The sequence below is a fragment of the Salinisphaera sp. PC39 genome, assembly GCF_040361335.1.
GTDB lineage: Bacteria > Pseudomonadota > Gammaproteobacteria > Nevskiales > Salinisphaeraceae > APNM01.
Map to the genome: position 1 here is coordinate 158,101 of NZ_APNM01000006.1, position 24,669 is coordinate 182,769.

Below are 24,669 nucleotides of genomic sequence, written 5' to 3' on the forward strand. Positions count from 1 at the left end.
CCACAAGGCGATACCCTCCCGCCGGCGAATGAACGACGCGCATCGACATCCCCGCACGACCGCCTGGCTCGCCGCCGGCATGTTCGGCGGCCTCGTCCTGGCCGTGGCCGGTCTGATCGACCCCGGCGCCGGGGACGCCGGCTTGCCGGAGAACGCCGTGGCGCGCGTCGACGGCCGGGTCATCGGCCGGGATACCTACACCCGGGCATTGAAGGCGGTGGCTGAGGACAAGCGCGATCCGCTCGACGATGCCGACCGACGGCAAGTGCTGGAACGGCTCGTGAACGAATCCCTGCTGATCGCGCACGGCCTGGACCTGGATCTCGTGCGGCAGTCGCCCAGGCTGCGCGACCAACTGGTCGACGAAGTCCTGCAGGGCATCCGGGCACAATCGGATTCGCGAGCACTGTCGCGGGACGAGGTCGAACGCTTCTACCGCCGGCACCGGGCGCTTTTCACCGGGCCGGAGCTGTTGCACGTCGGCGTCATCCGGACCGGCGATCGCGCGGCCGCCGCCCGGGCAAGCGACGCCTTGCGCGACGGGATGGCGTTCTCGCGCGTGCTCGCGCGTTTCGACGACGGCACCGGTTTCCTGCCGGACGGCCCCCTGCCGGCCGACAAACTCCGCGACTATCTCGGACCGGAGCTCACCCGGCGCGCCGAGGCGCTGCCCCCCGGCGACGCCAGCGAGCCGATCGAGTCCCGGGGCCGCCATGTCGTGCTCATGCTGCACGCCCGGCGCGCGGCCGAACCGCCGCCGCTCGCGCAGGTCGAGTCCGCCGTTCGCCACGAAATCCGGCGGCGGCGTGCCGAGGCCCTGCTGCGGGAACGCTTGGCCGCCCTGCGCGAGCGTTATCCCGTGACCGTGGCGCCGGATGTCCCGCAATAACCTCTGGCTCGCGATCGCACTCTGCCTGTGGGCGAGTATCACGACCGCGCATACCCGCAGCGTGTCCTATTCGTTCTGGGAGATCGGCGACGACGGGGCGCGGGCGCGCGCCACGATGTCGCAACTGGAGCTGACCCGACTGGGCCTCGCGCCGGAGGACCCCCGCTACCGCGACAAGGTCGCGCAGCAATTGATGCAGAACCTGCGCCTCAACGATGCCGGCGGCCCCTGCACGAACGAGGCCGGCACACCGCCGGAGGTGCGCTCGGGGGATGTCGTTCACCGCTGGCGCGTACGCTGCGACGGACCGCCGACCAGCCTGAGCAGCACGCTCTTCCGCGGCACCGGCATCGCCCACGCACACTTCGTCACCCTGACCGCGGACGACCGGGACCCCGTCACCCGGATACTGACCCCCGACGCCGGCACCTGGCATTGGGCCGGGGAAACGGCGAACGCCACGGCGCCCGACCGCCTCGGCGCCTTCTTCTCATTGGGCGTGACGCATATCCTCTCCGGCTGGGACCACCTGGCGTTCCTGCTGGTCCTCGTGGTCATCGCCGCCTCCCTGAAGGAGGTAGCCTGGCTGGCCACGGGTTTCACCCTGGGCCATAGCCTGACCCTGGCGATCGCCGTCCTCGGCCTCGCGCGGCCGACCGCCCCCGCGGTCGAGGCCTTCATCGCCCTGTCGATCGTGCTGGTCGCGCTGGAAAACGCTTATCGGCTGACGCCCGGCAGCCGCGCATTCGCGGCAGGCGCCGTGCTGGTGCTGATCGCGCTCGCCCTGGTCTCCCCCGTCATGCCGCTGCTGGTCGTCCTGGGTCTCGCGCTATTCCTGTACGCGTACGGCAGGCTGTTGCTGGACGCGCGCAAAGGCTTCCGCCTGCGGCTGGCGCTCACCGCCGCCTTCGGCCTGTTCCACGGTTTCGGCTTCGCCGGCGTGCTCGACGGCATGGACCTGCCGGCGGACCGGCTCGCGATCTCACTTCTGGGCTTCAATGCCGGCGTGGAGGTGGGACAACTGCTGCTGCTCGCCTGCGCCTGGCCGATCCTGCTGGCACTCCGGGGCAGCGGCCTACCGGCGACCCCGGCCGCCACGGCGGCGGCCGCCGGCATCGGCACGTTCTGGTACATCCAGCGGTTGTTCGGCTAGTCCGCGTACGCCATATCGCCGGGACCGGGGGTCCCCGCGTCGGACGGTAACGTGCCTGGCGTACCCGGGCATACCGGGGCGAAGCGGCCCGGCACATTCCCGAATGTCCTTATAGGGTCAATGGAAGCCCATTCATAGGTCGAGCGGAGACAGGGCGGATAAGCTTGCCTTAACAGGAAGTTACGCCAGCCCCGCAGCGTCTCGGCGGTCGCCGGGTAACCGCTGGCGGCAAGATGAGTCAGATAAGCATCGATATCGTAGGGTGGATCGTGGAGTCGCCCGCGGATCAACCGGACGGCCTCGCAAACCGTTGCTTGCGCCAGATCACACTGGTACGAGACGAAGGCATCGGGATGGATGGCCTCGACATCGTAGGGCGCCAATGCCGCTTCCGGAAAATCCTTCAGATTGAAGGTCACGATCGCATCGGCACCGGCGCGAAGCGCCGCGGCGAGTACATGGCGATCATCGGGGTCGGGCAAATCCAGTCCCTCGATGAGGGACTCGTAACCGGTGACCCGAGCGTCATCCACCACTCGGTCCATCAATTCACGCGTTCGAGCGAGGGCCGCGTCAGACAGGTCTGGCCGATTGGCCTTGAGGTTACGAATCCATTCGTCGTGAATGTCGTCGGTCCAGTGAGCCCGGAACAGGCCCGTGGTGGCCAACTGCATCAATAGATCGCGAGACGGCGCGGGATATAGGACATTGGCGTCGAAGACGACGGTGAACCGAGACACGTCAATAGCCCATATCGTGATCCACAGCGATCGCCGTCAACTCCTCGAGGTCGCGCTTTTGCTCGACCCTGCGCCGTTCCTTGTGATCAAGGAGATCACTGACCAAAACCCGGCGATGCGTGCCGACCTTGCGATAGGGGATATCACCCTTCTCCAGCAATTTCACCAGATACGGCCGCGAGACATTGAGCAGGTCGGCGGCCTCCTGAGTGGTCAATTCCGCGTGCACGGGCATCAATGTAATCGCGTTCCCGCTGGCCATCTCGCTGAGGATGCGCAAAAGCATCTTGGCCGCCGACGTCGGCAATTCAAACACACTGGAGCCGACCCCATCGCTCACGCGCACAGTGCCGCCAGGCTGCTCGAGTAGCTGCGCCAAGGCCTGACTGGCTTCCCGGGCCTGCGCCGATTCATCGCTGGACGGCAACTGCAGGTCGTCGTCGGGATAGCGTGTCATAACGTACTCCGACTTCTGTTATCCACATTCGAAATATACGAAATAAACGAAATTATCGCAACGAAACCGTCGCGTCGAGTCTGACCGAGCGTCCACGACCCAGGTTTCTTGCGCCACGGCAACGCTTTGGCATGCGAAGGGAAACTCGGGAGGCGGGACATGTGGCGGCACACGAGGACAAGGTGTACCAGGAGACCAATGGGAAAGTCCCCCGGTGCGGAACAAGGATGCCTCCGCCCAACAAGCACGTATGTGACGTGCTTGATCGGACGAGGCCGAAACCGGCGGCGCTGGCACGCCGGATCGCAAGGAGTGTCGGCTACCTGCAAGCACCGTTAAGGTGTGAAAACGATTCGAATAGGGAGAACAGGCTCGTGAGTGTCGAGGGCAAAGTGGTCGTCATCACCGGCGGCAGCCGTGGGATGGGCAAGGCCATGGCGGAAGGCTTCGCGAAGCAGGGCGCCAACGTGGTCGTCGCGAGCCGCAAGCGCGAGAACTGCGTCGAGGTGGCCGACGAACTGAGCACCGCTTACGGTGTCCGGGCGATGCCGGTCGCATGCAACGTGAGCCACTGGGAGGACTGCGACGCCCTGGTGGAGACGGTATACGCGGAGCTCGGCCGGATCGACGTATTGATCAACAATGCCGGTCTCTCGCCGCTGTACCCCAGTCTCCCCGAGGTCACCGAGACCTACTTCGACAAGGTCATCGGCGTGAATCTCAAGGGCCCCTTCCGTCTCGCCGCCCTGGTCGGGCAGCGCATGAGCGAGGGCGAGGGCGAGGGCGGATCGATCGTCAACATCGGCTCCATTGAGGCGATCCGGCCCAACACGCATTCCCTGCCGTACGCCGCCGCCAAGGCCGGGCTGCATGTCCTCACCGAGGGCTTCGCCAAGGCCTTCGGCCCCACGGTGCGGGTCAACACCATCCAGTGCGGCCCGTTCCTCACCGACATTGCCACCGCCTGGACGCCCGAGATGCGCCGCCAGTTCGAGGAGACCCTCGCCCTGCAGCGCTGCGGCAAACCGGAGGAGGTCGTCGGCGCGGCGATGTACTTCGCCACCGATGCCTCGTCGTTCTGTACCGGGGCGTTGCTGCGACTCGATGGGGGCACGCCGTGAGCGACCCGATACCCGATCTCGAACCCGTCCGGGTCTGGATGGACGAGCAGGGCCTGGGCAGGGGGCGGCCGTTCGAGGAAGCCCGGCTACTGGCCGGCGGCACCCAGAACGTGATGGTGCGCTTTCGCCGGGGGGACCGGTCCTACGTCCTGCGGCGCGGCCCGAGGCATACCCGGGCCACCACGGACAAGTCCCTGTTGCGGGAAATCCGGGTCCTGGAGGCCCTGGCCGACACGGCCGTCCCGCACCCGGCACTGATCGCGGCGTGCCCCGACCGCAACGTGCTGGGCGACTCGGTCTTCTACCTGATGGCGCCCGTCGACGGCCTCAACGCCGTGAACGAACTCAGCGCCCGCCACCGCGAATCGGCCGCCGTGCGCCATGACATGGGGCTCCGGATGGTGGACGCGCTCGCCGCCCTGCACGCCGTCGACCCCGAGCAGGTCGGTCTGGGAGACATGGGCCATCCCGACGGCTTCCACGAACGGCAGGTCCGGCGGTGGCTGTCCGAGCTCGACGCCTACAACGAACTGTCGGGCTACGAAGGGCACGCGATCCCCGGCCTCGCGCAGGTGGCCGACTGGCTCGACAACAACCTGCCGCGGCATCCGCGGCCGGGCCTGATGCACGGCGACTTCCATGTCGCCAACGTCATGTTCGAGCACGGCGGGCCGGATGTCGCGGCCATCGTCGACTGGGAGATGTGCACCGTCGGCGACCCGCTGCTCGACCTCGGCTGGCTGTTGTCGTTGTGGCGCGAGCCGGGACAGGACACCGATCTACTCGACAGCGCCCTGTCCAAGGCCGGCGGGATGGCCACCCCGGACGAACTCATCGAGCGATACGCCTCGCATGGCGTGCGGGACGTGACCGAACTCGACTGGTACCGCGTCCTGGCCTGTTTCAAGCTGGGCATCATCCTGGAGGGCACCTATGCCCGTTCGCGGGCGGGCAAGGCGCCGCCGGAGCTCGGCACGTGGATGCGGGACCGCACCACACGGCTATTCGAACGGGCTCACGCCCTCATCGCCGCATCGGGCCGACAGGCCGGATAACCTCGAAAGGCGGCACCCCGGCCCGCAAGCGTCGCGAGCGCCTCAGAACAGCGGCTCGCCCCAGTCCACCGACTCGCGAAGCGTCGGCTTGAGCACCTTGCCGCCCGGGTTGCGCGGCAGCGCCTCGCCGGCGACGTGGATGTACTGCGGCACCTTGAAGTCACCGATGTGGCGGCGGCAGAAGGCGACCACGTCGTCGGCATCCACCTCGCGGCCGGGCACGGGCACGATCACCGCGCCCACCTTCTCGCCCATCATGGCGTCGGGCACGCCCATCACCGCCGCCTCGAAGATGTCGGGGTGGGCGGCCAGGCAGTTCTCCACCTCCACGCAGTACACGTTCTCGCCGCCGCGGTTGATCATGTCCTTGGCGCGGTCGACGATGTAGACGAGGCCTTTGTCGTCGATGCGGGCCAGGTCACCGCTGCGCAGCCAGCCGTCGACGAAGGTCTCCGCGGTGGCCTCCGGCTTGTTCCAATAGCCGTCCACCACGTTCGAGCCGCGGATGAGCAGTTCGCCGACCCCGGTATCGGGGTCGACATCCCGCAGATCCACTTCCATCACCGGCGCGGCGAAGCCGACGCTGTCGGCATGCTCGTCGGCGTACTCGTGCGGCAGGTAAGTGGCGATCGAGGCGGTCTCGGTCAGGCCGAAGCCGTTGCCCAGCCGCGCCCGCGGAAAGGCGTCCTTGAGCCGGGCCACCAGGTCCGGCGCGATGGGCGCCCCGCCGTAGACCAGCCAGCGCACGCTGGAGACGTCGAAATCGCCGAAATTCTCCTGACTGATCGCCAGCCAGTACACCGCCGGCACCGACACCAGCACATTGATGCGCTCGGCCTCGATCGCCTGCAGGAAAGCCTGGACCTCGAAGGCGGGCATGATCACCGTCGCCCCGCAACGCTCCAGGGTGGCCAGGAGCTGGCTGTGGCAGCCGGTGGCGTGGAACAGCGGCACCGACAGCAGGTTGCGCACGCTGCCGTCGTCCGGCAGGCCGATCACCCGGCGGGCGGACTCGTTGTTGGACAGGAAGTTGGCGTGGGTCGTCCGCGCGCCCTTGGGAAAGCCGGTGGTGCCGCTGGTGTAGAAGATCGCCGCCAGGTCCGCCGGCTGGAGGTCGTCGACGACCAGCGGCTCGCCGTCGGGCAGGGCGTCGTCCGGCCGGAACACGTAGGCCGAGCCGGAGTCGTCGATGACGTAGTCGATCTCCTCCCGCGAGAAGCGGATGTTGACCGGCACCGCCACGACGCCGGCGAGGTGGCAGCCGAGAAAGGCCAGCACCCAATCCAGGCCGTTGCCGAGCTGGATGGCGGCGCGGTCGCCGCGCTGCAGGCCGGATGCGGCCAGCCCCCCGGCCACGCGCGCCGAGCGGTCCCACAGTTCGCGGTAGGTCACCCGCGCGCCGGTGCCCAGATCCACGATCGCCTCGCCCTCGGGCCGGCGCTCCACGCTGTTCCGCAGCATGGCCACCAGCGAGTCGGGACGGTTCGCATAGCGCTTCACGCCGTCCTCGCCGCGGACGACGCCGGATTCGTCGAAGACACCCATCAGTACGCCCCGACGTTCTCGAAGATGCGGCGCGGGTTGATCACCATCATTTGATCGATCTGGTCCTCGGTGACACCGCGCTCCCGCAACGCGGGCAGCACGTCCTCGTGGATATGCTTGTAGTGCCAGTTGGGCACGTTGGTGGCGCGCTGCTCCTCGGTGAACCAGTCGATATGGCACATGGTGTCGTGGGACAGCACCATGCGGTCGGCATAGCCGGCCTTGCACAGGTCCACCACCGTGTTCACGCGGTTCTCGAAGTCGAGCAGGATATCCAGCCCGAAGCGGTCCATGCCGATGGTGGAGCCCGCATCCATGAGGTTGCGCAAATAGGTCTGGTCGGTGGTGTCACCGCAGTGGCCGATGATCACGCGCGACAGGTCCACGCCCTCCTCGCGGAAGACCTTCTGCTGGTCGTAGCCGCGCTCGGTGTGGGCGTCGGTGTGGGTGGTGATGGGCACGCCGGTCTCGCGGTGGGCCTGGGCCACCGCGCGCAGCACCCGTTCCACGCCGGGCGTCAGGCCCTCCTTCTCGGTGACGCACTTCAGGATCGCGGCCTTCACGCTGGTGCCGGCGATGCCCTCGCGGATGTCCTGGATGAACATGCCGGTCATCGGCTCCGGCTCCTCGAACAGGCAATCCGGGCCGCGGAAGTGGAAATAGAAGGGCACTTCGTTGTAGGTGTAGACGCCGGTGGCGGCGACGATATTCACGTCCACCTCATTGGCGATGCGCTGCACCCGTGGGATGTAGCGGCCCAGCCCGATCACGGTGGGATCGACGATGGTGTCCACACCCACCTCGGTCAGACCCTTGAGCTTGGTGATCGCATCCGAGACGCGGTACTCCTCGTCCCAGATCTCGGGGTAGTTCTGCTGGATCTCGGGGCTGAGAACGAACACGTGCTCGTGCATCAGCGTGGTGCCCAGTTCCGACGTGTCCATCGGCCCGCGCACCGTTTCCACGGTCGTCATGATGCTCTCCTCCGTCTCGCTACGGACGTTGTTGTCCTGTCACGCTAAGCGTCGGGGAGCAAAGCCGCAACCGTGGAACAGGCCGACGGCGATGCCGGCCGGTCGGTCACCAGGGGCCGGCAGGGTTATTCCACGGTCACCGACTTCGCCAGGTTACGGGGCTGATCCACGTCCGTGCCCTTGGCCACGGCGACGTGGTAGGCGAGGAGCTGCAGCGGGACGGTGTAGACAATGGGGGCGACCAGGTCGGCGGCGTGGGGCATCTCCAGGACGGTGATGCCGTCGTCGTCCTCGAAGCCGGCATCGCGGTCGGCGAAGACGTAGAGCTGGCCGCCGCGGGCGCGGACTTCCTGTAGGTTGGATTTTACCTTCTCCAGCCAGTCGTTGCTGGGGGCCACGGCGATCACCGGCATGTCCTCGTCCACCAGGGCCAGGGGGCCGTGCTTGAGCTCGCCGGCGGCGTAGGCCTCGGCGTGGATGTAGGAGATTTCCTTGAGCTTGAGCGCGCCTTCCATGGCGACGGGGTACATCGGGCCCCGGCCCAGGAACAGGGCGTGATGTTTGTCCACGAAACGGTCAGCCAGGGCGCGGATGCTGTCGTCCATCAGCAGCACGTCCTCGACGCGGCCGGCGATGCCGCGGATCTGCTCGTTCAGGGCCGGCTCGTCGCGGCCCCGGGCGCGCGCCAGGATGGCGGTGACCAGCAGCAGCGCCAGCAGTTGGGTGGTGAAGGCCTTGGTGGAGGCGACGCCGATCTCGGGACCGGCGTGGGTCATCAACGTGAGATCGGACTCGCGCACCAGCGAGGATTCGGGCACGTTGCAGATCGACAGGCTGCCGATGTAGCCCAGCCCCTTGGCGTAGCGCAGGGCGGCCAGGGTGTCCGCGGTCTCGCCGGATTGCGACAGGGTCACGAACAGGCAGTCTTCCGGCACCACCGGGTTGCGGTAACGGTATTCGCTGGCCAGCTCGACGTTGCAGGGCACGCGCGCCACCGATTCCAGCCAGTAGCGGGCCACCAGCCCGGCGTGGTGGCTGGTGCCGCAGGCCACGATATGCACGGCCTTCACCCGCGCGAACAGGTCCTCGGCGCCGGGGCCGATGCTGGCGGCCAGGGCACCGTGCTCGCCCAGCCGGCCCTGCCAGGTGTCGGTGAGCGCGGACGGCTGCTCGAAGATCTCCTTGAGCATGAAGTGGCGGTAGCCGCCCTTGTCGGCGGCGTCCGCCGACAGGCTGGATTCCTTGACCGGCCGGTCCACGGCGGCGCCGTCGTGGTCGGTGACGGCCAGCCGCTCGGCCGTGAGGTCGGCGATGTCGCCCTCTTCCAGGTAGACGAAGCGCCGGGTCACCGGCAGCAGGGCGGCGGCGTCGGAGGCGACGAAGTGCTCGCCGATGCCCACGCCCACCACCAGCGGCGAGCCGCGGCGGGCGGCCACCAGTCGGCCGGGCTCGTCGGGGCTGATCACGGCGATGGCGTAGGCGCCTTCCAGCTCGGCAAGCGCCGCGCGCACGGCATCGGCGAGATCGGGATGCTGCCGGCGGTGCAGGGCCACCAGGTGGGCGATGGTCTCGGTATCGGTGTCGGAGGCGAACGTGAACCCGCTGTCCTCCAGACGGCGGCGCAGGGACTCGTGGTTCTCAATGATGCCGTTGTGGACCACGGCCAGGGCATCGCCCGAGAGATGCGGGTGGGCGTTGTTCTCGGCGACACCGCCGTGCGTGGCCCAGCGGGTGTGGGCGATGCCCAGGTTCCCGGCCAGGGGCTGGCGTTCCAGGGCCTCTTCGAGCTGGCGCACCTTGCCCACGGTGCGGGCGCGCCCGAGCGCGCCCGCGGCGTCCACCACCGAGATGCCGGCGGAATCATAACCGCGGTATTCGAGCCGCCGCAGGCCCTCCATGAGGATGGGGACGACGTTGCGTTGGGCGGTGGCGCCGACTATGCCGCACATGTTTGCTTGTGCTCCGGGAAATGACAGACGGAAAACGGGAAACGCCGGAAGGTGATCCCGTCTACTACAGGGGTTTTGGCGTTTTCCGTTTTCCGTTTCACGTTTTCCGATCCTTCCTGGGTCTCTGCCATCCTTCCACCGTCACCTGACGCGCGCGGGACACGGTCAACTTGCCGGCGGGGGCGTCCTTGGTGATGGTGGAGCCGGCGCCGATGGTGGCGCCGGCGGCGACCTCGACGGGGGCCACGAGCTGGCAATCGGAGCCGATGAAGGCGCCGTCGCCGATCACGGTCTTGTGCTTGGCCGCGCCGTCGTAGTTGCAGGTGATCACGCCGGCGCCGACGTTGACGTCGGCGCCCAGTTCGGCGTCGCCGACATAGCTGAGATGCGGCATCTTGCTGCCGGCGCCCACCTTGATGTTCTTGGTCTCGACGAAATTGCCGACCTTGGCGCGCTCGCCCAGCTCGGTGTCCGGGCGCAGGCGGGCGAAGGGACCGATCTGGCAGCGGTCACCCACCCTGGCGTGCTCGATCACGGTGTGGGCGTGGATCTGGGTGCCGTCGCCGATGCGGCACTGCCTGAGCACGCAGTTGGGCCCCACGTGCACCCCCGCGCCCAGGGCCACCTCGCCCTCGATCACGGCGTTGACGTCGATCACGCAGTCGGGGCCGGCGGTCAGGGTACCGCGCAGATCGAACCGGGCCGGATCGCGCAGTGTCAGACCCGCGGCCATCAGCTCATCGGCCTGGCGTCGCTGCAGCACCCGCTCGGCGGCGGCCAATTCACGCTTGTCGTTGATGCCCTGCACTTCCGCGGCGCTCCCTGCCTGGCCGGCCACCACGCGTACGCCGTCCTCGGCGGCCAGCGCGACGATATCCGTCAGATAATATTCACCCTGGGCATTGTCGTTGTCCAACCGGACGAGCCAATCCCGCAGGCGACCGGCGGGGCCGCAGAGCAGGCCGGTATTGACCTCGCGGATATGGCGCTGGTCGCCGTCCGCGTCCTTGTGCTCGACGATGCCGATCACGCGATTGCTGTCATCGCGCACGATGCGACCGTAGCCCGTGGGATCGTCAAGCACCACCGTGAGCAGGGCCAGGCTGTCGCCGCCCGCCGCCTCGACCAGGTTCTCCAGGGTCTCGGCACGGATCAACGGGACGTCGCCATACAGCACCAGGACCCGGGCGCCGTCGGGTACGTCGTGGATCGCCTGGGCCACGGCATGCCCGGTGCCGAGCTGTTCGGCCTGGTGGACCCAGTTGACGTCGAGATAGCCGAGGGCGGACTGCACCTGCTCGGCGCCGTGGCCGTACACCACGTGGATGCGTTCCGGGTCGAGCCGCTGGGCCGTTTCCACGACGTGGGTCAGCAGCGGGCGGTCGCCCAGCGGCTGCAGCACCTTGGGCAAGGCGGAGCGCATCCGGGTGCCCTGGCCGGCGGCGAGTACGATGATGTGCAAGGGCATGTCGACGTCGAGACTCCGAATTCGCGGACCCACCAAAGGCCCGTCATTGTTGCAGAAAACCATGACATTTTCCGCCCTGCAGCACGCCGCGCCAGGCGGCGGTCACGGACCGTCGCGCCCTTGAGCCGGCGGCATCGCCGGCCACGGCCAGCGCGGCGACGCCCAGAGCCGCTCGTGCAGGGCCTCGAAGGCCACGGCATCGTCCAGCAGGGCGGCGCGCTCGGCGCTGCCGAGACTCTCCGGTCCCGCCTCCAGGACCCGGTCGCAAAGGGCCCGCCGACGCTCCCGCTCGTTCGCCGGCAGGGTATGCGGGCTGCGCACCAATGCGCAGTGCAGGGCGTTGACGGCGGGGTCCAGCAGCGCCCGTGCGAAGCCACGGCGCCCCTCGTGCCCGCCGCGACGCAGTTCCCGCCGCAACCGGCGCAGCACCCGCGGCGGCCGCGACTCCTCCGGGATCAGGAACAAGCGCCGGCGCCGCAGCCGCCGGCCCAGGCCCGGACGGCTGGAATACACCGTCACCGCCGGCGCCAGCAGCAGCGGCACGAAGATCGGCAGCAGCCACGGGGCGAAGCCCGGAGCGACGTAGAACAGCAGCCCGCCCCAGGCGAGTGCGATCAGCATGCCGGGACCGTGGTATCGGAGGGCGCGCGTCCACGGGATGCCGACGTCCGAGCGCGACTGCGCGCCCCAGCGGACCTTGCCGCCCAGCAGCGTGACCGCCACGAAGCGCGAATGCGAGAGCATGCGCACCGGCGCGATCAACGTCGTGAACAGGATCTCCAGCACCGTGCTCGCCAACAGGCCCGGCCAGCCGCCGAAATCGCGGGCCTCGCCCCGCCACAGGATCCGCAGCAACCCCAGCAGCTTGGGCAGGAACAGCACCACCAGGGTCGCCGCGAACAGACTGATGGCCCAGGCCGGCCGCCAGACCGGCCACTCCGGGAACAGACCGCCGGCCTCGGGAAAGTAGTCATGCGGCCGCAGGGCCTCCAGGACAGCCTCGGTGCTGCTCAAACCCAGGAACACCAGCCACAGCAGGGCCGAGGCGTAGGCCATCACGCCATTGGCGAACAGGGCGCGGTGGGCGGGATTGAGGCGGTCCGAGAACAGCAGCCGCATGTGCTGGAGGTTGCCCTGGCACCAGCGCCGGTCGCGCTTGAGCTCGTCGAGCAGGGTGGGCGGCATCTCCTCGTAGCTGCCCGGCAGGTCGTAGGCCAGGTACACGCCCCACCCGGCCCGGCGCAGCAGGGCCGCCTCCACGAAGTCGTGGCTGAGGATATCGCCCGATAGCGCGCCCTTGCCCGGTAGCCGCGGCAGCGAGCAGTGCGCCATGAAGGGGGCGATGCGGATGATCGCGTTGTGGCCCCAGTAGTGGGCGTTGTCGAGGTGCCAGAAGTGCAGGCCGGCGGCGAACAGCGGCCCGTAGGCCCGCAGCGCGAACTGCTGGATGCGCGCGATCGGGGTGTGACGTTCCACCGCGAACGGCTGGGTCTGGATCAGACCGGCGGCCGGGTGATGCTCCATCAGTTGGGCCAAGCGCACGAGCGCGTCGCCGGTCATGATGCTGTCGGCGTCCAGGACCACCATGTAGCGGTACTGACCGCCCCAACGACGGCAGAAATCGGCGATATTGCCGTTCTTGCGCTTGGCGTGGGTCCGCCGGCGCCGATAATACACCCGGCCGTGGGCGCCCAGATCGCGGCACATCGCGGCCCAGGCCACCTCCTCCTCGACCCAGAGATCGGGATCGCGGGAGTCGCTGAGCACGAAGAAATCGAAACGCTCCGCCTGCCCGGTGTCCGCCAGCGAGCGGTAGACCGTGCGCAGCCCGGCGAAGACCCGGTCCACGTCCTCGTCGCAAATGGGCATGACCACGGCCGTGCGGGCCCCGGCCGGCAGCGGCGTGCGCCCGGCCACCGCGGCATCGACCGCATAGCGGTCGCCGAACAGCAGGGTCCGGAAGCCCGCCACCGCGGTCCAGAAACCCACCAGGATCCAGGCGAACAGCAGGAAGGCCACCGCCAGGATCGCCACTTCCAGTCCCGTGCCACCCTGATGGGGCAACACGGCGGCCAGGTAACCGCTGCCGGCGAAGGCCGGTAGCGCCACCAACACTGACAGCGCCAGTTGCCGCAGCCGGGCCGCGCTCCGCAACCGATCGGGACCCGCCAGTCGCGTCGGCAGGCGGGCGAGCCATAGTACGCCGTCCATGAGGCGTCGCAGCGGGCTGCGATCCAGGGGCGGCGGGCGCATGTGGCCGCGCCGTATCGGCGGCATGGAGCGCAGCCGCGGCCAGCGTCCGGACCAGGGCAGGCGGCCGAAGCGCGTCGTCACCCGTTTCCGCCGGGAGGCCGCCAACCCCGCCGCCGGTCCCCCATCGCGCTCCGCCAGCAACCGGTGCAGACGCTCGAAGGCACGCTCGTAGGCCGCCTCGGGCTCGGCCGGCATATCCCCGGTGGCACGCTCGACCAAGGACGTCGATTCATCCTCGGGCAGCCCCAGGGCCGCCAGGTATTGCCGCAGTCGTTCCGCCACCTTGCGGCGCAGGGCATCTTCCGGCGCGTCGACGGATTCGAACGAGATCGCGCTCATGGCCGCAGGGCGTAGGTCCAGGTCTCGGTCAGCGCGCCGCCGTCCGGCGTCGCCAGATAGGCACGCAGTTCCAGCGGCGGCGCGGCGTCGGCGGCCAGCACGTGGAACACCAGACGCCAGCCGCCGGTCGCCTCGTTGCGGAAGGCGTTGGCGTGCAGCAGGCGCGCGCCCTCGGGAACGGACACACGCGGCACCACCTCGGCATTCGCCGGCAACTCGTCCAGGCGGTCGCCGACGAAATCGATCACCACTTCCCGGGCGGCAGCCGGCTGCTGACTGCCGCCGCTGGGCCGGCCCACGCGGGTCGCCCGGGTCCGGCCGCCCGGCGGCAGGGCCTCGTCGGGACCGCGCCAGGACAGGCGGTAGGCGAAGTCCAGGGTCTGGCCCGCGGTGACCGACTCCGCCGGCACCCAGTAAGCGACGATGTTGTCGTTCTTCTCGCTCTCGGAAGGAATCTGGACCAGCTCGATACGGCCCTTGCCCCATTCGCCCTGGGGCGCGACCCAGGCACTCGGCCGGCGCTCGTAGCGGGCCTCCAGGTCCTGGTAGTTGGCGAACGCGTCGTCGCGCTGCATCAATCCGAAGCCGCGCGGGCTCTCCAGCACGAAGCTGTTCACCGCCAGCTCGCGCGGGTTGTGCAGCGGCCGCCAGAGCCATTCGCCGGTGCGCGCGGCGATCAGCAGGCCGTCCGAGTCGTGTACCTCGGGACGGAAATCGTCGAAACGGTGCGGACCGTTCTCGCCGAACAGGAACATGCTGGTGAGCGGCGCGATGCCCAGCTTGGCGATGGGATGGCGGGTGAACAGCCGCGCCTGCACGTCCATGATGGTGATCGCGCCGGGCTCGATGACGAATCGGTAGGCGCCGGTCACGCTCGGACTGTCGAGCAGGGCGTAGACGGTCATGCGTTCGGCGTCCGGCGCCGGCGGCTTGATCCAGTAGGCGCGGAAGCGCGGGAATTCCTCGCCGTCGGCGGTGGCCGTGTCCACCGCCAGCCCGCGCGCGGACAGCCCGTAATGCTGGCCGGCGCCGATACCGCGGAAATAGCTCGCGCCCAGGAACACCGCGAACTCGTCCTTGTAGTCGGGCCGGTTGAGCGGGTAGTGCACGCGAAAGCCGGCATAGCCCAGGTCCGCGGGGACGCGCTCGGCCAACTTGGGATTCGGATACTCGAAGCGACCCTTCTCGAAGGCGAGCCGCCCCACGCCGCCGGCGGTTATCAGATACACCGGCACCGTGTGCCGGTAATGGAATCCCGGATGGAAGAACTGCAGCTCGAAGGGGCGGCCCTCGCTGCGCCATAGTGCCTTGCCGGGCCGGTAGCGAATCGCCCGCCACTGGTCGTAGCTCAACTCGCGCAGGTCGGGCGGCACCGCGGGCGGCGCCTGGTAGGGCTTTTCCGCCAGGGCCTTGGCGCGTGCCGCGACCTGCTCCAGGCCGAACGGTGGCGGTCCGGCGCCAACGGCGCCGGCGGCGGCAATCAGGAATAGTGCCGCTACGGCGCGGCGTACGGCCGGGAACCGGCCGTGTGGCGAGGGGGCCATGTCGTGCAAGTCGTCCTCCCGATGCAGGGTCGCACGTGGTCCCGATTCGCCCCCTCGTCAATCGGGCATGGGGGATCCATTATCCCTGCAAATGGGCTGGCGGGCCAGTCTCGGGAGTGACATGCCGCCGGACGGGCGCCGGCGGCGGGCAGACGTAGACGGCCCCGGCCGACGCGGCCGGGGTCGCTCGCGACGGCCGATCAGCGGCGGGAGGAGGTGCCGCGGAGCTGTTTGACCACGTGCAGCCGGGCCGCGGCCTCGGCCAGCTCCGCCTGGGCGCGGGCCATGTCGACCTTGTCGTGCGCCTCGGACAGGGCCTCCTCGGCTCGCTGCTTGGCCTTCTCGGCCTCGGCCTCGTCGATGTCGTGGGCACGGGCGGCCGTGTCGGCGAGCACCGTGACCAGATGCGGCTGCACTTCGAGCACACCGCCGGACACGAAGAAGACCTGCTCCTGGCCCTCCAGGTCCTCGATCCGGACCTGCCCCGGCTTGAGCCGGGTCAGCAGCGGGGCGTGGCGGGGCGCAATGCCCACCTCGCCCATCTCGGCCGGCGCATAGACCATGTTCGCGGAGCCGGAATGGATCTGGCCCTCCGCGCTGACGATGTCGACGTGTAGCTTCATGTCCGACACTGAGCCTCTCTCGGGACGCGTTTACGCGGCCTGCTTCTGCTGCATCTCTTCGCCCTTCTTCACCGCGTCGTCGATGGTGCCGACCATGTAGAAGGCCTGTTCGGGCAGGTGGTCGTACTCGCCGTCGACGATGCCGCGGAAGCCGCGGATGGTCTCCTTCAGGGAGACATACTGACCCGGGGAGCCGGTGAACACCTCGGCGACGAAGAACGGCTGCGACAGGAAGCGCTGGATCTTGCGCGCGCGGGCCACGGTGAGCTTGTCCTCCTCGGAGAGCTCGTCCATGCCCAGGATCGCGATGATGTCCTTGAGCTCCTTGTAGCGCTGCAGGGTCTGCTGCACCGCGCGGGCGGTATCGTAGTGCTCGCGGCCGACCACGTTCGGGTCGAGCTGGCGCGAGGTGGAGTCCAGCGGATCCACCGCGGGGTAGATACCCAGCTCGGCGATCGAGCGGGCCAGCACCACGGTGGCGTCCAGGTGGGCGAAGGTCGTGGCCGGGGACGGGTCGGTAAGGTCGTCCGCGGGCACGTACACCGCCTGGATCGAGGTGATGGAGCCGGTCTTGGTGGAGGTGATGCGCTCCTGCAGGATGCCCATCTCCTCGGCCAGGGTCGGCTGGTAACCCACCGCGGAGGGCATGCGGCCCAGCAGCGCGGACACCTCGGTGCCGGCCAGCGTGTAGCGGTAGATGTTGTCGATGAACAGCAGGACGTCGCGGCCCTCGTCACGGAAGTACTCGGCCATGGTCAGGCCGGTCAGGGCCACGCGCAGACGGTTGCCCGGCGGCTCGTTCATCTGGCCGTAGACCAACGCCACCTTGTCGAGCACCTGCGACTCCTGCATCTCGTGGTAGAAGTCGTTGCCCTCGCGGGTCCGCTCGCCGACGCCGGCGAACACCGAGTAGCCGGAGTGCTCCGCGGCGATGTTGCGGATCAGCTCCATCATGTTCACGGTCTTGCCCACGCCGGCGCCGCCGAACAGGCCGACCTTGCCGCCCTTGGCGAACGGGCAGAGCAGGTCGATGACCTTGATGCCGGTCTCCAGCAGCTCGGTGGCCGCCGACTGCTCCTCGAAGCTGGGGGCGGTGCGGTGGATCGGCGCACGCTCGTCGGTGCCGATCTCGCCCTGCTTGTCGATGGGCGTGCCGAGCACGTCCATGATCCGGCCCAGGGTCGCCTGGCCCACCGGTACCGAGATCGGGTTGCCGGTGTTGGTGACCTCGATCCCGCGCTGCAGGCCGTCGGTCACGCCCATGGCGATGCAGCGGACCACGCCGTCGCCCATCTGCTGCTGGACTTCCAGCACCAGTTCGGCCTTGTCGACCACCAGGGCGTCGTGGATGTTCGGCAGATCCTCGCGCTCGAACTCGACGTCGACCACGGCGCCGATGATTTGAACGATCTTGCCGGTTTTGCCGTTGCTCATGTCTATGTCCTCAGGCTCTGGAGCGCTTGTGTTCTGGAAACTCGAAACTTGAAACTGGAAACGTCGCCGTCAGGAGACCGCCGCCGCGCCGGCCACGATCTCGGACAGCTCCTGCGTGATCGCCGCCTGGCGGGCCTTGTTGTACTCGAGCTGGAGCTGGTCGATGATGTCGGCGGCGTTGTCGGAGGCCGACTTCATCGCCACCATCCGCGCCGCCATCTCGCAGGCGACGTTCTCGACCACGCCCTGGTACACCTGGGCCTCGACGTAGCGCATCAGGATGCCGTCGAGCAGGTCGGCGGCGTCCGGCTCGTAGATATAGTCCCAGTAGTCGGGCAGCTCGTCGTCCCGCACCGGCTCGATCGGGAGCACCTGCCGCACCTCGGGGCGCTGGGTCATGGTGTTCACGAAGTCGTTGCCCATCACGTACAGACGGTCGATCTTGCCCTCGCGATACGCCTTGAGCATCACCTGCACCGTGCCCAGCAGGTCTTCCAGGTGCGGGTTGTCGCCCAGATTGGAGACCTCGGCCTCGATCTTGCTGAACCGCCGGAAGAAGCCGATACCCTTGCGGCCGACCACGGCGATGTCGGTCTCGATGCCTTTCTCCTTCCAGCCGCGCATCTCACCGAGCACGCGCCGGAACAGGTTGATGTTCAGGCCGCCGCACAGGCCGCGGTCGGTGGAGATCACCAGCAGGCCGACCCGCTTGATCTCGCGCTCGACCATGAAGGGATGCCGGTAGTCCGGATTCGCGTAGGCCAGGTGGCCGATCGTGCGCCGGATCTTCTCCGCATAGGGACGCGCCGCCTCGACCCGCTCCTGGGCCTTGCGCATCTTGGAGGCGGCGACCATCTCCATGGCCTTGGTAATCTTCTGCGTGTTCTCGACGCTTCGGATCTTGCCTTTGACTTCCTTCGAGCCGGCCATCAGTTCACCTCGTCAATCGGAATTCGGAACCTGCACACCCGGGATCACCAGGTGTGGGTCTCCTTGAATTCCTTCAGGGCGGTGTGGAGGGCGGACTCGACCTCGTCGTTGTAGTCGCCCGACTCGTTGATCTGGTCGACCAGCGCCTTCTGCTCGGTCTCCATGTACTGATGCAGGGCGGCCTCGAAGTCCACGACCTTCTCGGTCTCGACGTCCTTGAGATAGCCCTTGTCCGCCGCGAACAGCGACACCGCGGTCAGCGCCACGGACAGCGGGCGGTACTGGGCCTGCTTCATCAGCTCGGTCACGCGCTCGCCGTGCTCAAGCTGCTGCCGGGTCGCCTCATCCAGGTCGGAGGCGAACTGGGCGAAGGCCGCCAGTTCCCGGTACTGGGCCAGCGCCAGGCGGATGCCGCCGCCGAGCTTCTTGATGATCTTGGTCTGCGCCGAGCCGCCCACGCGGGACACCGACAGGCCCGCGTTCACCGCCGGGCGGATGCCGGCGTTGAACATGTCGGACTCGAGGTAGATCTGGCCGTCGGTGATCGAGATCACGTTGGTGGGCACGAAGGCGGACACGTCGCCGGCCTGGGTCTCGATGATCGGCAGCGCGGTGAGCGAGCCGGTCTTGCCCTTGACCTTGCCCTCGGTGATCTCCTCGACGTAATCGGCGTTGATGCGCGCGGCGCGCTCCAGCAACCGGGAGTGCAGGTAGAACACGTCGCCGGGGAAGGCCTCGCGGCCCGGCGGGCGCCGCAGCAGCAGGGAGACCTGGCGGTAGGCCACGGCCTGCTTGGACAGGTCGTCGTAGATGATCAGGGCGTCCTCGCCCTTGTCCCGGAAGTACTCGCCCATGGCGCAGCCGGCGTAGGGGGCGATGTACTGCAGGGCCGGCGAGATCGCGGCGCCGGCGGAGACCACGATGGTGTGGTCCATGGCGCCGTGCTCCTCGAGCTTGCGCACCACCGCGGCGATCGACGAGTTCTTCTGGCCGATCGCGACGTAGATGCACTTAATGCCGGTGTTCTTCTGGTTGATGATCGCGTCGATCGCGATCGCGGTCTTGCCGGTCTGGCGATCGCCAATGATCAGCTCGCGCTGGCCGCGGCCGATCGGGATCATGGCGTCGATGGACTTGAGGCCGGTCTGCACCGGCTGATCGACCGACTGGCGCGCGATCACGCCCGGCGCCACCTTCTCGATCGGCTCGGTGCGCTCGATGTCGAGCTCGCCCTTGCCGTCGATGGGGCTACCCAGCGGGTCGACCACGCGGCCCAGCAGGCCCTCGCCGACCGGCACCTCCAGGATGCGGCCGGTGGTCTTCACCGTATCGCCCTCGGAGATGTGCTTGTAATCGCCCATGAGCACCGCGCCCACGGAGTCGCGCTCCAGGTTCAGGGCGATGCCGAAGGTGCCGCCCGGGAACTCGAGCATTTCGCCCTGCATCGCTTCGGCCAGGCCGTGGATGCGGGCGATGCCGTCGGCCAGGCTGACCACGGTGCCGACGTTGCGCGCCTCGGTGGCGGACTCGAAGTTCTCGATCCGCTGCTTGATCAGATCGGAGATTTCGGACGGGTTGAGTTGCATACCGGATTCCTCAGTTGTCCTCTATCGACGGGCCTCCGCCCGCCGCTGTCGATTCGCGCCCTTGTCCGGGCCGTCAGTGGGCCAGACTCTGGCTCAGTCGCGCGAGCTGCGCGCGCACGGAACCGTCGATAACCAGATCGCCGGCGCGGATCACGGCGCCGCCGATCAGGGCCTCGTCGATGGTGCACGACAGACTCACCTGCCGCGCCAGTCGTTTCTCCAGCGCCGAGGCCAGGGCCTCGCGCTGCGTATCGCCCAACTCGGCCGCCGTGCGGACCTCGACGTCCACCCGGTTCTCGGCCTCGGCCCGCAGGGCCGCGTACTGGGCGGCGATCTCGGGGGCCAGCCGCAGGCGGCCGTTCTCGGCCAGCAACCGCACCAGGTTCTCGGCCTGGCTGTCGGCGACGCCGGACAGCGCTTCGCCGGCGATCGCCACGATCGCCTCGGCGAGCTGCCGATCGTCCACGCCGGGATTGCCCACCAGCGCGGCGACGTCCTCGTTCGACACGATCGCCGCGAGGGTATCCAGCGCCTCGGACCAGGCCGGCAGGCTGCCGCCCGCCTGCGCCAGCTCGAAGATGGCCTCGGCGTAGGGCCGGGCAAGCGTGCGAAGCTCAGCCATCAGCGGATCTCCGCAACCAGGTCGTCGATGATGTCGTTATGGGCCTGACTGTCGATCTCGCGCCGCAGGATGCGCTCGGCACCGGCGACGGACAGCCGGCCCACCTCGCGCCGGAGCTCGTCCTTGGCGTGGGCGACCGCCTGGTCGATCTCGTCGCGGGCCGCCGCCTTCAGGCGTTCGCCTTCCTCGCGGGCCTCGTCGCGGGACCGTTCGATGGTCTCGCTGGCCTGCTTCTGGGCGTTGCTCAGGATTTCCTGCGCCTGCTCGCGGGCCTCGCGGAGCATGTTCTCGGCCTTCTCGGTGGCCTCGTTCAGCTCGCGGGCGCCCCGTTCGGCCGCGGCCAGCCCCTCGCTGATCCGCTGCTGCCGATCGCGCATCGCCTGCATCAACGGCGGCCAGATGAACTTCATCGTGAACCAGACGAACACGCCGAAGACGATCATCTGGCCGAGCAGGGTGGCGTTGATGTTCATAACGGACTCCAGTGAGAGCGAAGATGGAAGCTACGGGACGCAAGCGATCGAGATCGCCCCATCCCCGACCTTCCTCTTCTTAGCCGGCCGCCTGAATCGCCGCCACGAACGGGTTGGCGAACGTGAAGAACAGCGCGACACCCACGCCGATCATGGCCACGGCGTCCAGCAGGCCGGCGATCAGGAACATGCGGCCGGTCAGCATCGGGGCCATCTCGGGCTGCCGGGCGATGCCCTCGAGGAACTTGCCGCCGAGCAGACCGAAGCCGATGGCGGTACCCAGAGCACCCATGCCGATCAGCAGGCCCACCGCAACCGCGGTCATACCAATTACCATCTCCATCGTCTCTTTCCTCCTAGGAACGTTTGCTAGTGCTCTGTCTCGTGTGCCATGGACAGGTACACGATGGTCAACATCATGAAAATGAAGGCCTGCAGGGTCACAACCAGAATGTGGAAGATCGCCCAGGCCGCGCCCAGGATCAGCTGCGTGGCGAACAGCGGCAGCGTCATCAGGGACATGCCGGCACCCAGGCTGAACAGCGCGATCAGGATGAAGATCAGTTCGCCCGCGTAGAGGTTGCCGAACAGTCGCAGCGACAGCGAGACCGGCTTCGCGATCTCCTCGACCAGCTTGAGCAGCAGGTTGAAGGGCGCGAGCCACCAGCCGAACGGATGCGTCAGGAATTCCTTGGCGTAGCCCCAGCCACCCTTGATCTTGATCGAGTAGAAGATCACCAGGGCGAACACGGTCAGGGACAGGCCGAAGGTGACGTTGAGGTCGGTGGTGGGCACCACCTTGAGATACTCGACGCCCATGGCGGCCGCCGTGGCCGGCAGCAGGTCCACCGGCACCAGGTCCATGAAGTTCATCAGGAAAACCCAGACGAAGATCGTCAGGGCGAGCGGCGCCACCAACCGGGACTTGCCGTGGAAGATGTCGCGGACCTGACCGTCCGTGAACTCCACCACCATCTCCACGAAGTTCTGCATGCCGCCCGGCTCGGCGGCCGTGGCGCGCTTCGCGACCGCGCGGAACAGCAGCACAAACAGCAGGCCGAGGCCGACGGCGAAGCCGAGGCTGTCCACATGCAGGACCCAGAAACCGTCCGCATGCGAATCGAACCGCATGGTGGAGAGATCGAACTTGAGATTGGTCAGGTGATGCTCGATGTAGCGGCTGACGTTGCTGCCGCCCTCTTCGGCACTGGCCATCTTGCTTATCCCTATCTGGTCCGGCTATCGCCTGATCCGGATCACGCGCGCCTAGCGGTTGACGATCATGGCCAGCCAATAACAACCCAGGCAGGCCACGTATGTAGTCAGTACGGGCAGGAAATGCTCCCCGAACGCCAATGCGGCGACCAGGAACATGGCGGCGGTCAGCGCGAGCTTGCCGAGCTCGCCGAGGTACAGCGACCGCGCCACCCGTTTCGGCGAGGCGTCGGTTCCGTACCGCAACAAACGCCTCGCAAAGTAAAGCCCCGGCACCACTGCTATCAGCGCTCCGAAGAGCGCCGCCGCGCCGCTTGATCCGCCGCGCGCGGCTTGCCACACGGTGGCGAGCGCCGCGCCGACGCCCGCCTGCGCCGTGAACAGGGCCAGGGCCAATTGCATTCCTCGCAGTCGGGGCCGCCTCATGGTCCTCTCCGATGTGCCGGGCGGACCTCATCCCCTGGCGCCCCAGGCTGCGGGCGCGAGACTATAAAGGAGTCACCCATCAGGGTCAATTACGCGCAGCGCGATCCCTGCCCGCGGCAGGCGTGCCACGAGCGGCGCAACGGCGTCCCGGCGGACAAGGCTTATTGTCGGTACCAATCCAGGCCGGCGGCCCGGCGCTCATTTCATTTCAGGCGGCGCACCAGCTCGTCGAGCCCTTCGGCGTCGCCGTACTCGATCACGACCCGGCCGCCGCGCCCCCCGCGACCGGGCTTGATCGCCACCGCGGTACCCAACGACGCGCTCAGGTCGCTTTCCAACCGCGCCAGCCGCGGGCTGCGCGTGGCGCGCTCGCGGCGCGGGGTGTCGGAACCCTCCAGCGCGGCCTTCACCAGGGCCTCGGTGGCCCGCACGGTCAGCCCCCGGGCCACGACCTTCTCGGCCAGCGGGCCCTGCTGCTCCTTGGGCAACGCCAGCAGCGCGCGGGCATGGCCCATCTCCAGCCGCCGCTGGCGCAGCAGATCCTGGACCGTGTCGTCCAGTTCGGCCAGCCGCAGCAGGTTGGAGACGGCCGCGCGCGAGCGGCCCACGGCCTCCGCGCATTGAGCGTGGGTCATCTTGCAGTCGCGGATCAAGCGGCGCAGGGCCGCGCCCTCTTCCAGCGGATTGAGGTCCTCGCGCTGGATGTTCTCGATCAGAGCCACGGCCATGGCGATCTCGTCGCCGATCTCGCGCACCACCGCGGGCACGGTCTCGCGACCGGCGATGCGCGCGGCGCGCCAGCGGCGCTCGCCGGCGATGATCTCGTAGCCGCTGCCGTCCGGCCGCACCACCAGCGGCTGAAGCACGCCCTGGGTGCGGATCGACTGCGCCAGCGATTCCAGGGCGTCGGTGTCGATCTCGGTGCGCGGCTGATAGCGACCGGGGTGCAGGTCGTCCAGCGCCAGCTCGTGCAGCTCGCCGGCGGCCGCCGCCTCGTCGGCGTCCGGCGCCAGGTCGCCGCCGAGCAGGGCGTCCAGCCCGCGTCCGAGGCCGCGTTTCTTAGCCGCCATGCGAGGTCTCCGTGTTGCGTTGCCCGTCCCGCGCCCGCGCCAGCACCTCGTCCGCCAGGGCCCGGTAGGCCTTCGCCCCGGCCGCGGAGGCGTCGTAATCGAGGGCGGGCAGGCCGTGGCTGGGGGCCTCGGCCAGGCGCACGTTGCGGGGGATGATGGTCTCGTAGACCTGCTCGCCGAAATGGCTCAACAGTTGCGCGGAGACGTCCCCCGACAACCGGTTGCGCGGGTCGTACATGGTGCGCAACAGCCCCTCGATCCGCAGGCGCGGATTGATCACGGCCCGCACCTTCTCGATGGTGTCCATCAGCGCCGTCAGCCCCTCCAGGGCATAGTACTCGCACTGCATCGGGATCAGCACGCCGTCGCAGGCGGACAGGGCGTTGACCGTGAGCATCGACAGCGCCGGCGGGCAATCGGCGATCACGTAGTCGTAGCGGCCGCGCGCATCCCGCAAGGCTTCCGAGAGCGCCAGCTCGCCGTTGCGCCGGCGACGCAGCCCGACCTCCGCCGCGGTCATGTCGCCGTTGGCCGGCAGCAGGTCGAAGCGCCCGTCCAGCACCGGCCGCACCGCCTCGCCGAGACTGCGCTCGCCGAGCAGCACGTCGCAGCCGGTGAGCTTGAGGCCCGCCTTGTCGACGCCCACGCCCATGGTGGCATTGCCCTGGGCATCCATGTCCACGAGCAGCACGCGCTGGCCGGCCGCCGCCAGGCTGGCGGCCAGGTTGATGCTGGTGGTGGTCTTGCCGACCCCCCCTTTCTGGTTCGCGACCGCGATAACTCTGGCCATAAGGCGTGTGAGG

Annotated in this window: 22 protein-coding genes and 1 pseudogene; 4 read left to right on the plus strand and 19 right to left on the minus strand. The window is 68.5% G+C overall.

Annotated elements, in window-relative coordinates:
- Positions 1 to 28: 28 nt before the first annotated feature.
- The gene (locus tag PC39_RS07800; RefSeq protein ID WP_353252816.1) at positions 29 to 889 is read left to right on the plus strand and encodes a peptidylprolyl isomerase; all 861 of its coding nucleotides are present in this window, start codon (positions 29 to 31) and stop codon (positions 887 to 889) included.
- The gene (locus tag PC39_RS07805) at positions 876 to 2,042 is read left to right on the plus strand and encodes a HupE/UreJ family protein (protein WP_353252817.1); all 1,167 of its coding nucleotides are present in this window, start codon (positions 876 to 878) and stop codon (positions 2,040 to 2,042) included. The genes PC39_RS07800 and PC39_RS07805 overlap by 14 nt, the downstream gene beginning before the upstream one ends.
- Positions 2,043 to 2,215: 173 nt before the next feature.
- On the opposite strand, the pseudogene PC39_RS07810 reads toward PC39_RS07805, so the two are convergent.
- A pseudogene (locus PC39_RS07810) lies at positions 2,216 to 2,788 on the minus strand (VapC50 family PIN domain-containing toxin); the annotation flags it as partial.
- The gene (locus PC39_RS07815) at positions 2,784 to 3,239 is read right to left on the minus strand and encodes a helix-turn-helix domain-containing protein (protein ID WP_353252818.1); all 456 of its coding nucleotides are present in this window, start codon (positions 3,237 to 3,239) and stop codon (positions 2,784 to 2,786) included. The gene PC39_RS07815 and the pseudogene PC39_RS07810, both read right to left, overlap by 5 nt.
- 374 nt (positions 3,240 to 3,613) lie before the next feature.
- Here PC39_RS07815 and PC39_RS07820 point away from each other — a divergent pair, with 374 nt between their 5' ends.
- Positions 3,614 to 4,360 (plus strand): SDR family NAD(P)-dependent oxidoreductase, encoded by a 747-nt coding sequence (locus PC39_RS07820; protein ID WP_353252819.1) that lies wholly within the window; start codon positions 3,614 to 3,616, stop codon positions 4,358 to 4,360.
- A 38-nt stretch (positions 4,361 to 4,398) separates the two neighbouring features.
- Positions 4,399 to 5,415, plus strand: a complete 1,017-nt coding sequence (locus tag PC39_RS07825) for a phosphotransferase family protein (protein WP_502950866.1) — start codon at positions 4,399 to 4,401, stop codon at positions 5,413 to 5,415.
- A 42-nt stretch (positions 5,416 to 5,457) separates the two neighbouring features.
- Here the strand turns inward: PC39_RS07825 and PC39_RS07830 are convergent, their stop codons facing one another.
- The 17 genes from PC39_RS07830 to PC39_RS07910 all read right to left on the minus strand — a co-directional run bounded on the left by PC39_RS07830 (position 5,458) and on the right by PC39_RS07910 (position 24,656).
- Positions 5,458 to 6,960, minus strand: a complete 1,503-nt coding sequence (locus PC39_RS07830) for a class I adenylate-forming enzyme family protein (protein ID WP_353252821.1) — start codon at positions 6,958 to 6,960, stop codon at positions 5,458 to 5,460.
- Positions 6,960 to 7,934 carry a phosphotriesterase family protein gene (locus PC39_RS07835; RefSeq protein WP_353252822.1) on the minus strand — a complete coding sequence of 325 codons (975 nt, stop codon included), beginning with the start codon at positions 7,932 to 7,934 and terminating at the stop codon, positions 6,960 to 6,962. The genes PC39_RS07830 and PC39_RS07835 overlap by 1 nt, the downstream gene beginning before the upstream one ends.
- 125 nt (positions 7,935 to 8,059) lie before the next feature.
- Entirely contained in the window at positions 8,060 to 9,883 is a 1,824-nt protein-coding gene (gene glmS / locus PC39_RS07840; RefSeq protein WP_353252823.1) for a glutamine--fructose-6-phosphate transaminase (isomerizing), read from the minus strand.
- A gap of 97 nt (positions 9,884 to 9,980) precedes the next feature.
- On the minus strand, positions 9,981 to 11,351 hold the full coding sequence (gene glmU, locus PC39_RS07845; RefSeq protein WP_353252824.1) for a bifunctional UDP-N-acetylglucosamine diphosphorylase/glucosamine-1-phosphate N-acetyltransferase GlmU: 1,371 nt from the start codon (positions 11,349 to 11,351) through the stop codon (positions 9,981 to 9,983).
- Positions 11,352 to 11,453: 102 nt separating this feature from the next.
- A complete protein-coding gene (gene mdoH / locus PC39_RS07850) occupies positions 11,454 to 13,943 on the minus strand; it encodes a glucans biosynthesis glucosyltransferase MdoH (protein WP_353252825.1) in 2,490 nt (829 codons plus the stop codon).
- Entirely contained in the window at positions 13,940 to 15,487 is a 1,548-nt protein-coding gene (locus PC39_RS07855; protein WP_353252875.1) for an OpgD/OpgG family glucan biosynthesis protein, read from the minus strand. The genes mdoH and PC39_RS07855 overlap by 4 nt, the downstream gene beginning before the upstream one ends.
- Before the next feature lie 200 nt (positions 15,488 to 15,687).
- Positions 15,688 to 16,110, minus strand: a complete 423-nt coding sequence (locus tag PC39_RS07860) for a F0F1 ATP synthase subunit epsilon (RefSeq protein WP_353252826.1) — start codon at positions 16,108 to 16,110, stop codon at positions 15,688 to 15,690.
- A 30-nt stretch (positions 16,111 to 16,140) separates the two neighbouring features.
- The gene (gene atpD, locus PC39_RS07865; protein WP_353252827.1) at positions 16,141 to 17,544 is read right to left on the minus strand and encodes a F0F1 ATP synthase subunit beta; all 1,404 of its coding nucleotides are present in this window, start codon (positions 17,542 to 17,544) and stop codon (positions 16,141 to 16,143) included.
- Between the two features lie 69 nt (positions 17,545 to 17,613).
- A complete protein-coding gene (gene atpG, locus PC39_RS07870) occupies positions 17,614 to 18,474 on the minus strand; it encodes a F0F1 ATP synthase subunit gamma (protein WP_353252828.1) in 861 nt (286 codons plus the stop codon).
- 44 nt (positions 18,475 to 18,518) lie between these two features.
- A complete protein-coding gene (atpA, locus tag PC39_RS07875) occupies positions 18,519 to 20,060 on the minus strand; it encodes a F0F1 ATP synthase subunit alpha (RefSeq protein ID WP_353252829.1) in 1,542 nt (513 codons plus the stop codon).
- A gap of 73 nt (positions 20,061 to 20,133) precedes the next feature.
- Positions 20,134 to 20,682, minus strand: coding sequence for a F0F1 ATP synthase subunit delta (locus PC39_RS07880; RefSeq protein WP_353252830.1), 549 nt, complete (start codon positions 20,680 to 20,682; stop codon positions 20,134 to 20,136).
- Positions 20,682 to 21,155: a F0F1 ATP synthase subunit B gene (locus tag PC39_RS07885; RefSeq protein ID WP_353252831.1), complete on the minus strand. Its 474-nt coding sequence runs from the start codon at positions 21,153 to 21,155 to the stop codon at positions 20,682 to 20,684. The genes PC39_RS07880 and PC39_RS07885 overlap by 1 nt, the downstream gene beginning before the upstream one ends.
- A gap of 79 nt (positions 21,156 to 21,234) precedes the next feature.
- Positions 21,235 to 21,498, minus strand: coding sequence for a F0F1 ATP synthase subunit C (gene atpE, locus PC39_RS07890; RefSeq protein ID WP_353252832.1), 264 nt, complete (start codon positions 21,496 to 21,498; stop codon positions 21,235 to 21,237).
- 26 nt (positions 21,499 to 21,524) lie between these two features.
- A complete protein-coding gene (gene atpB, locus PC39_RS07895) occupies positions 21,525 to 22,370 on the minus strand; it encodes a F0F1 ATP synthase subunit A (RefSeq protein WP_353252833.1) in 846 nt (281 codons plus the stop codon).
- A 51-nt stretch (positions 22,371 to 22,421) separates the two neighbouring features.
- Positions 22,422 to 22,796: an ATP synthase subunit I gene (locus PC39_RS07900; RefSeq protein ID WP_353252834.1), complete on the minus strand. Its 375-nt coding sequence runs from the start codon at positions 22,794 to 22,796 to the stop codon at positions 22,422 to 22,424.
- 203 nt (positions 22,797 to 22,999) lie between these two features.
- The gene (locus PC39_RS07905; protein ID WP_353252835.1) at positions 23,000 to 23,866 is read right to left on the minus strand and encodes a ParB/RepB/Spo0J family partition protein; all 867 of its coding nucleotides are present in this window, start codon (positions 23,864 to 23,866) and stop codon (positions 23,000 to 23,002) included.
- Positions 23,856 to 24,656 (minus strand): ParA family protein, encoded by an 801-nt coding sequence (locus PC39_RS07910; protein WP_353252836.1) that lies wholly within the window; start codon positions 24,654 to 24,656, stop codon positions 23,856 to 23,858. The genes PC39_RS07905 and PC39_RS07910 overlap by 11 nt, the downstream gene beginning before the upstream one ends.
- Positions 24,657 to 24,669 lie beyond the last annotated feature (13 nt).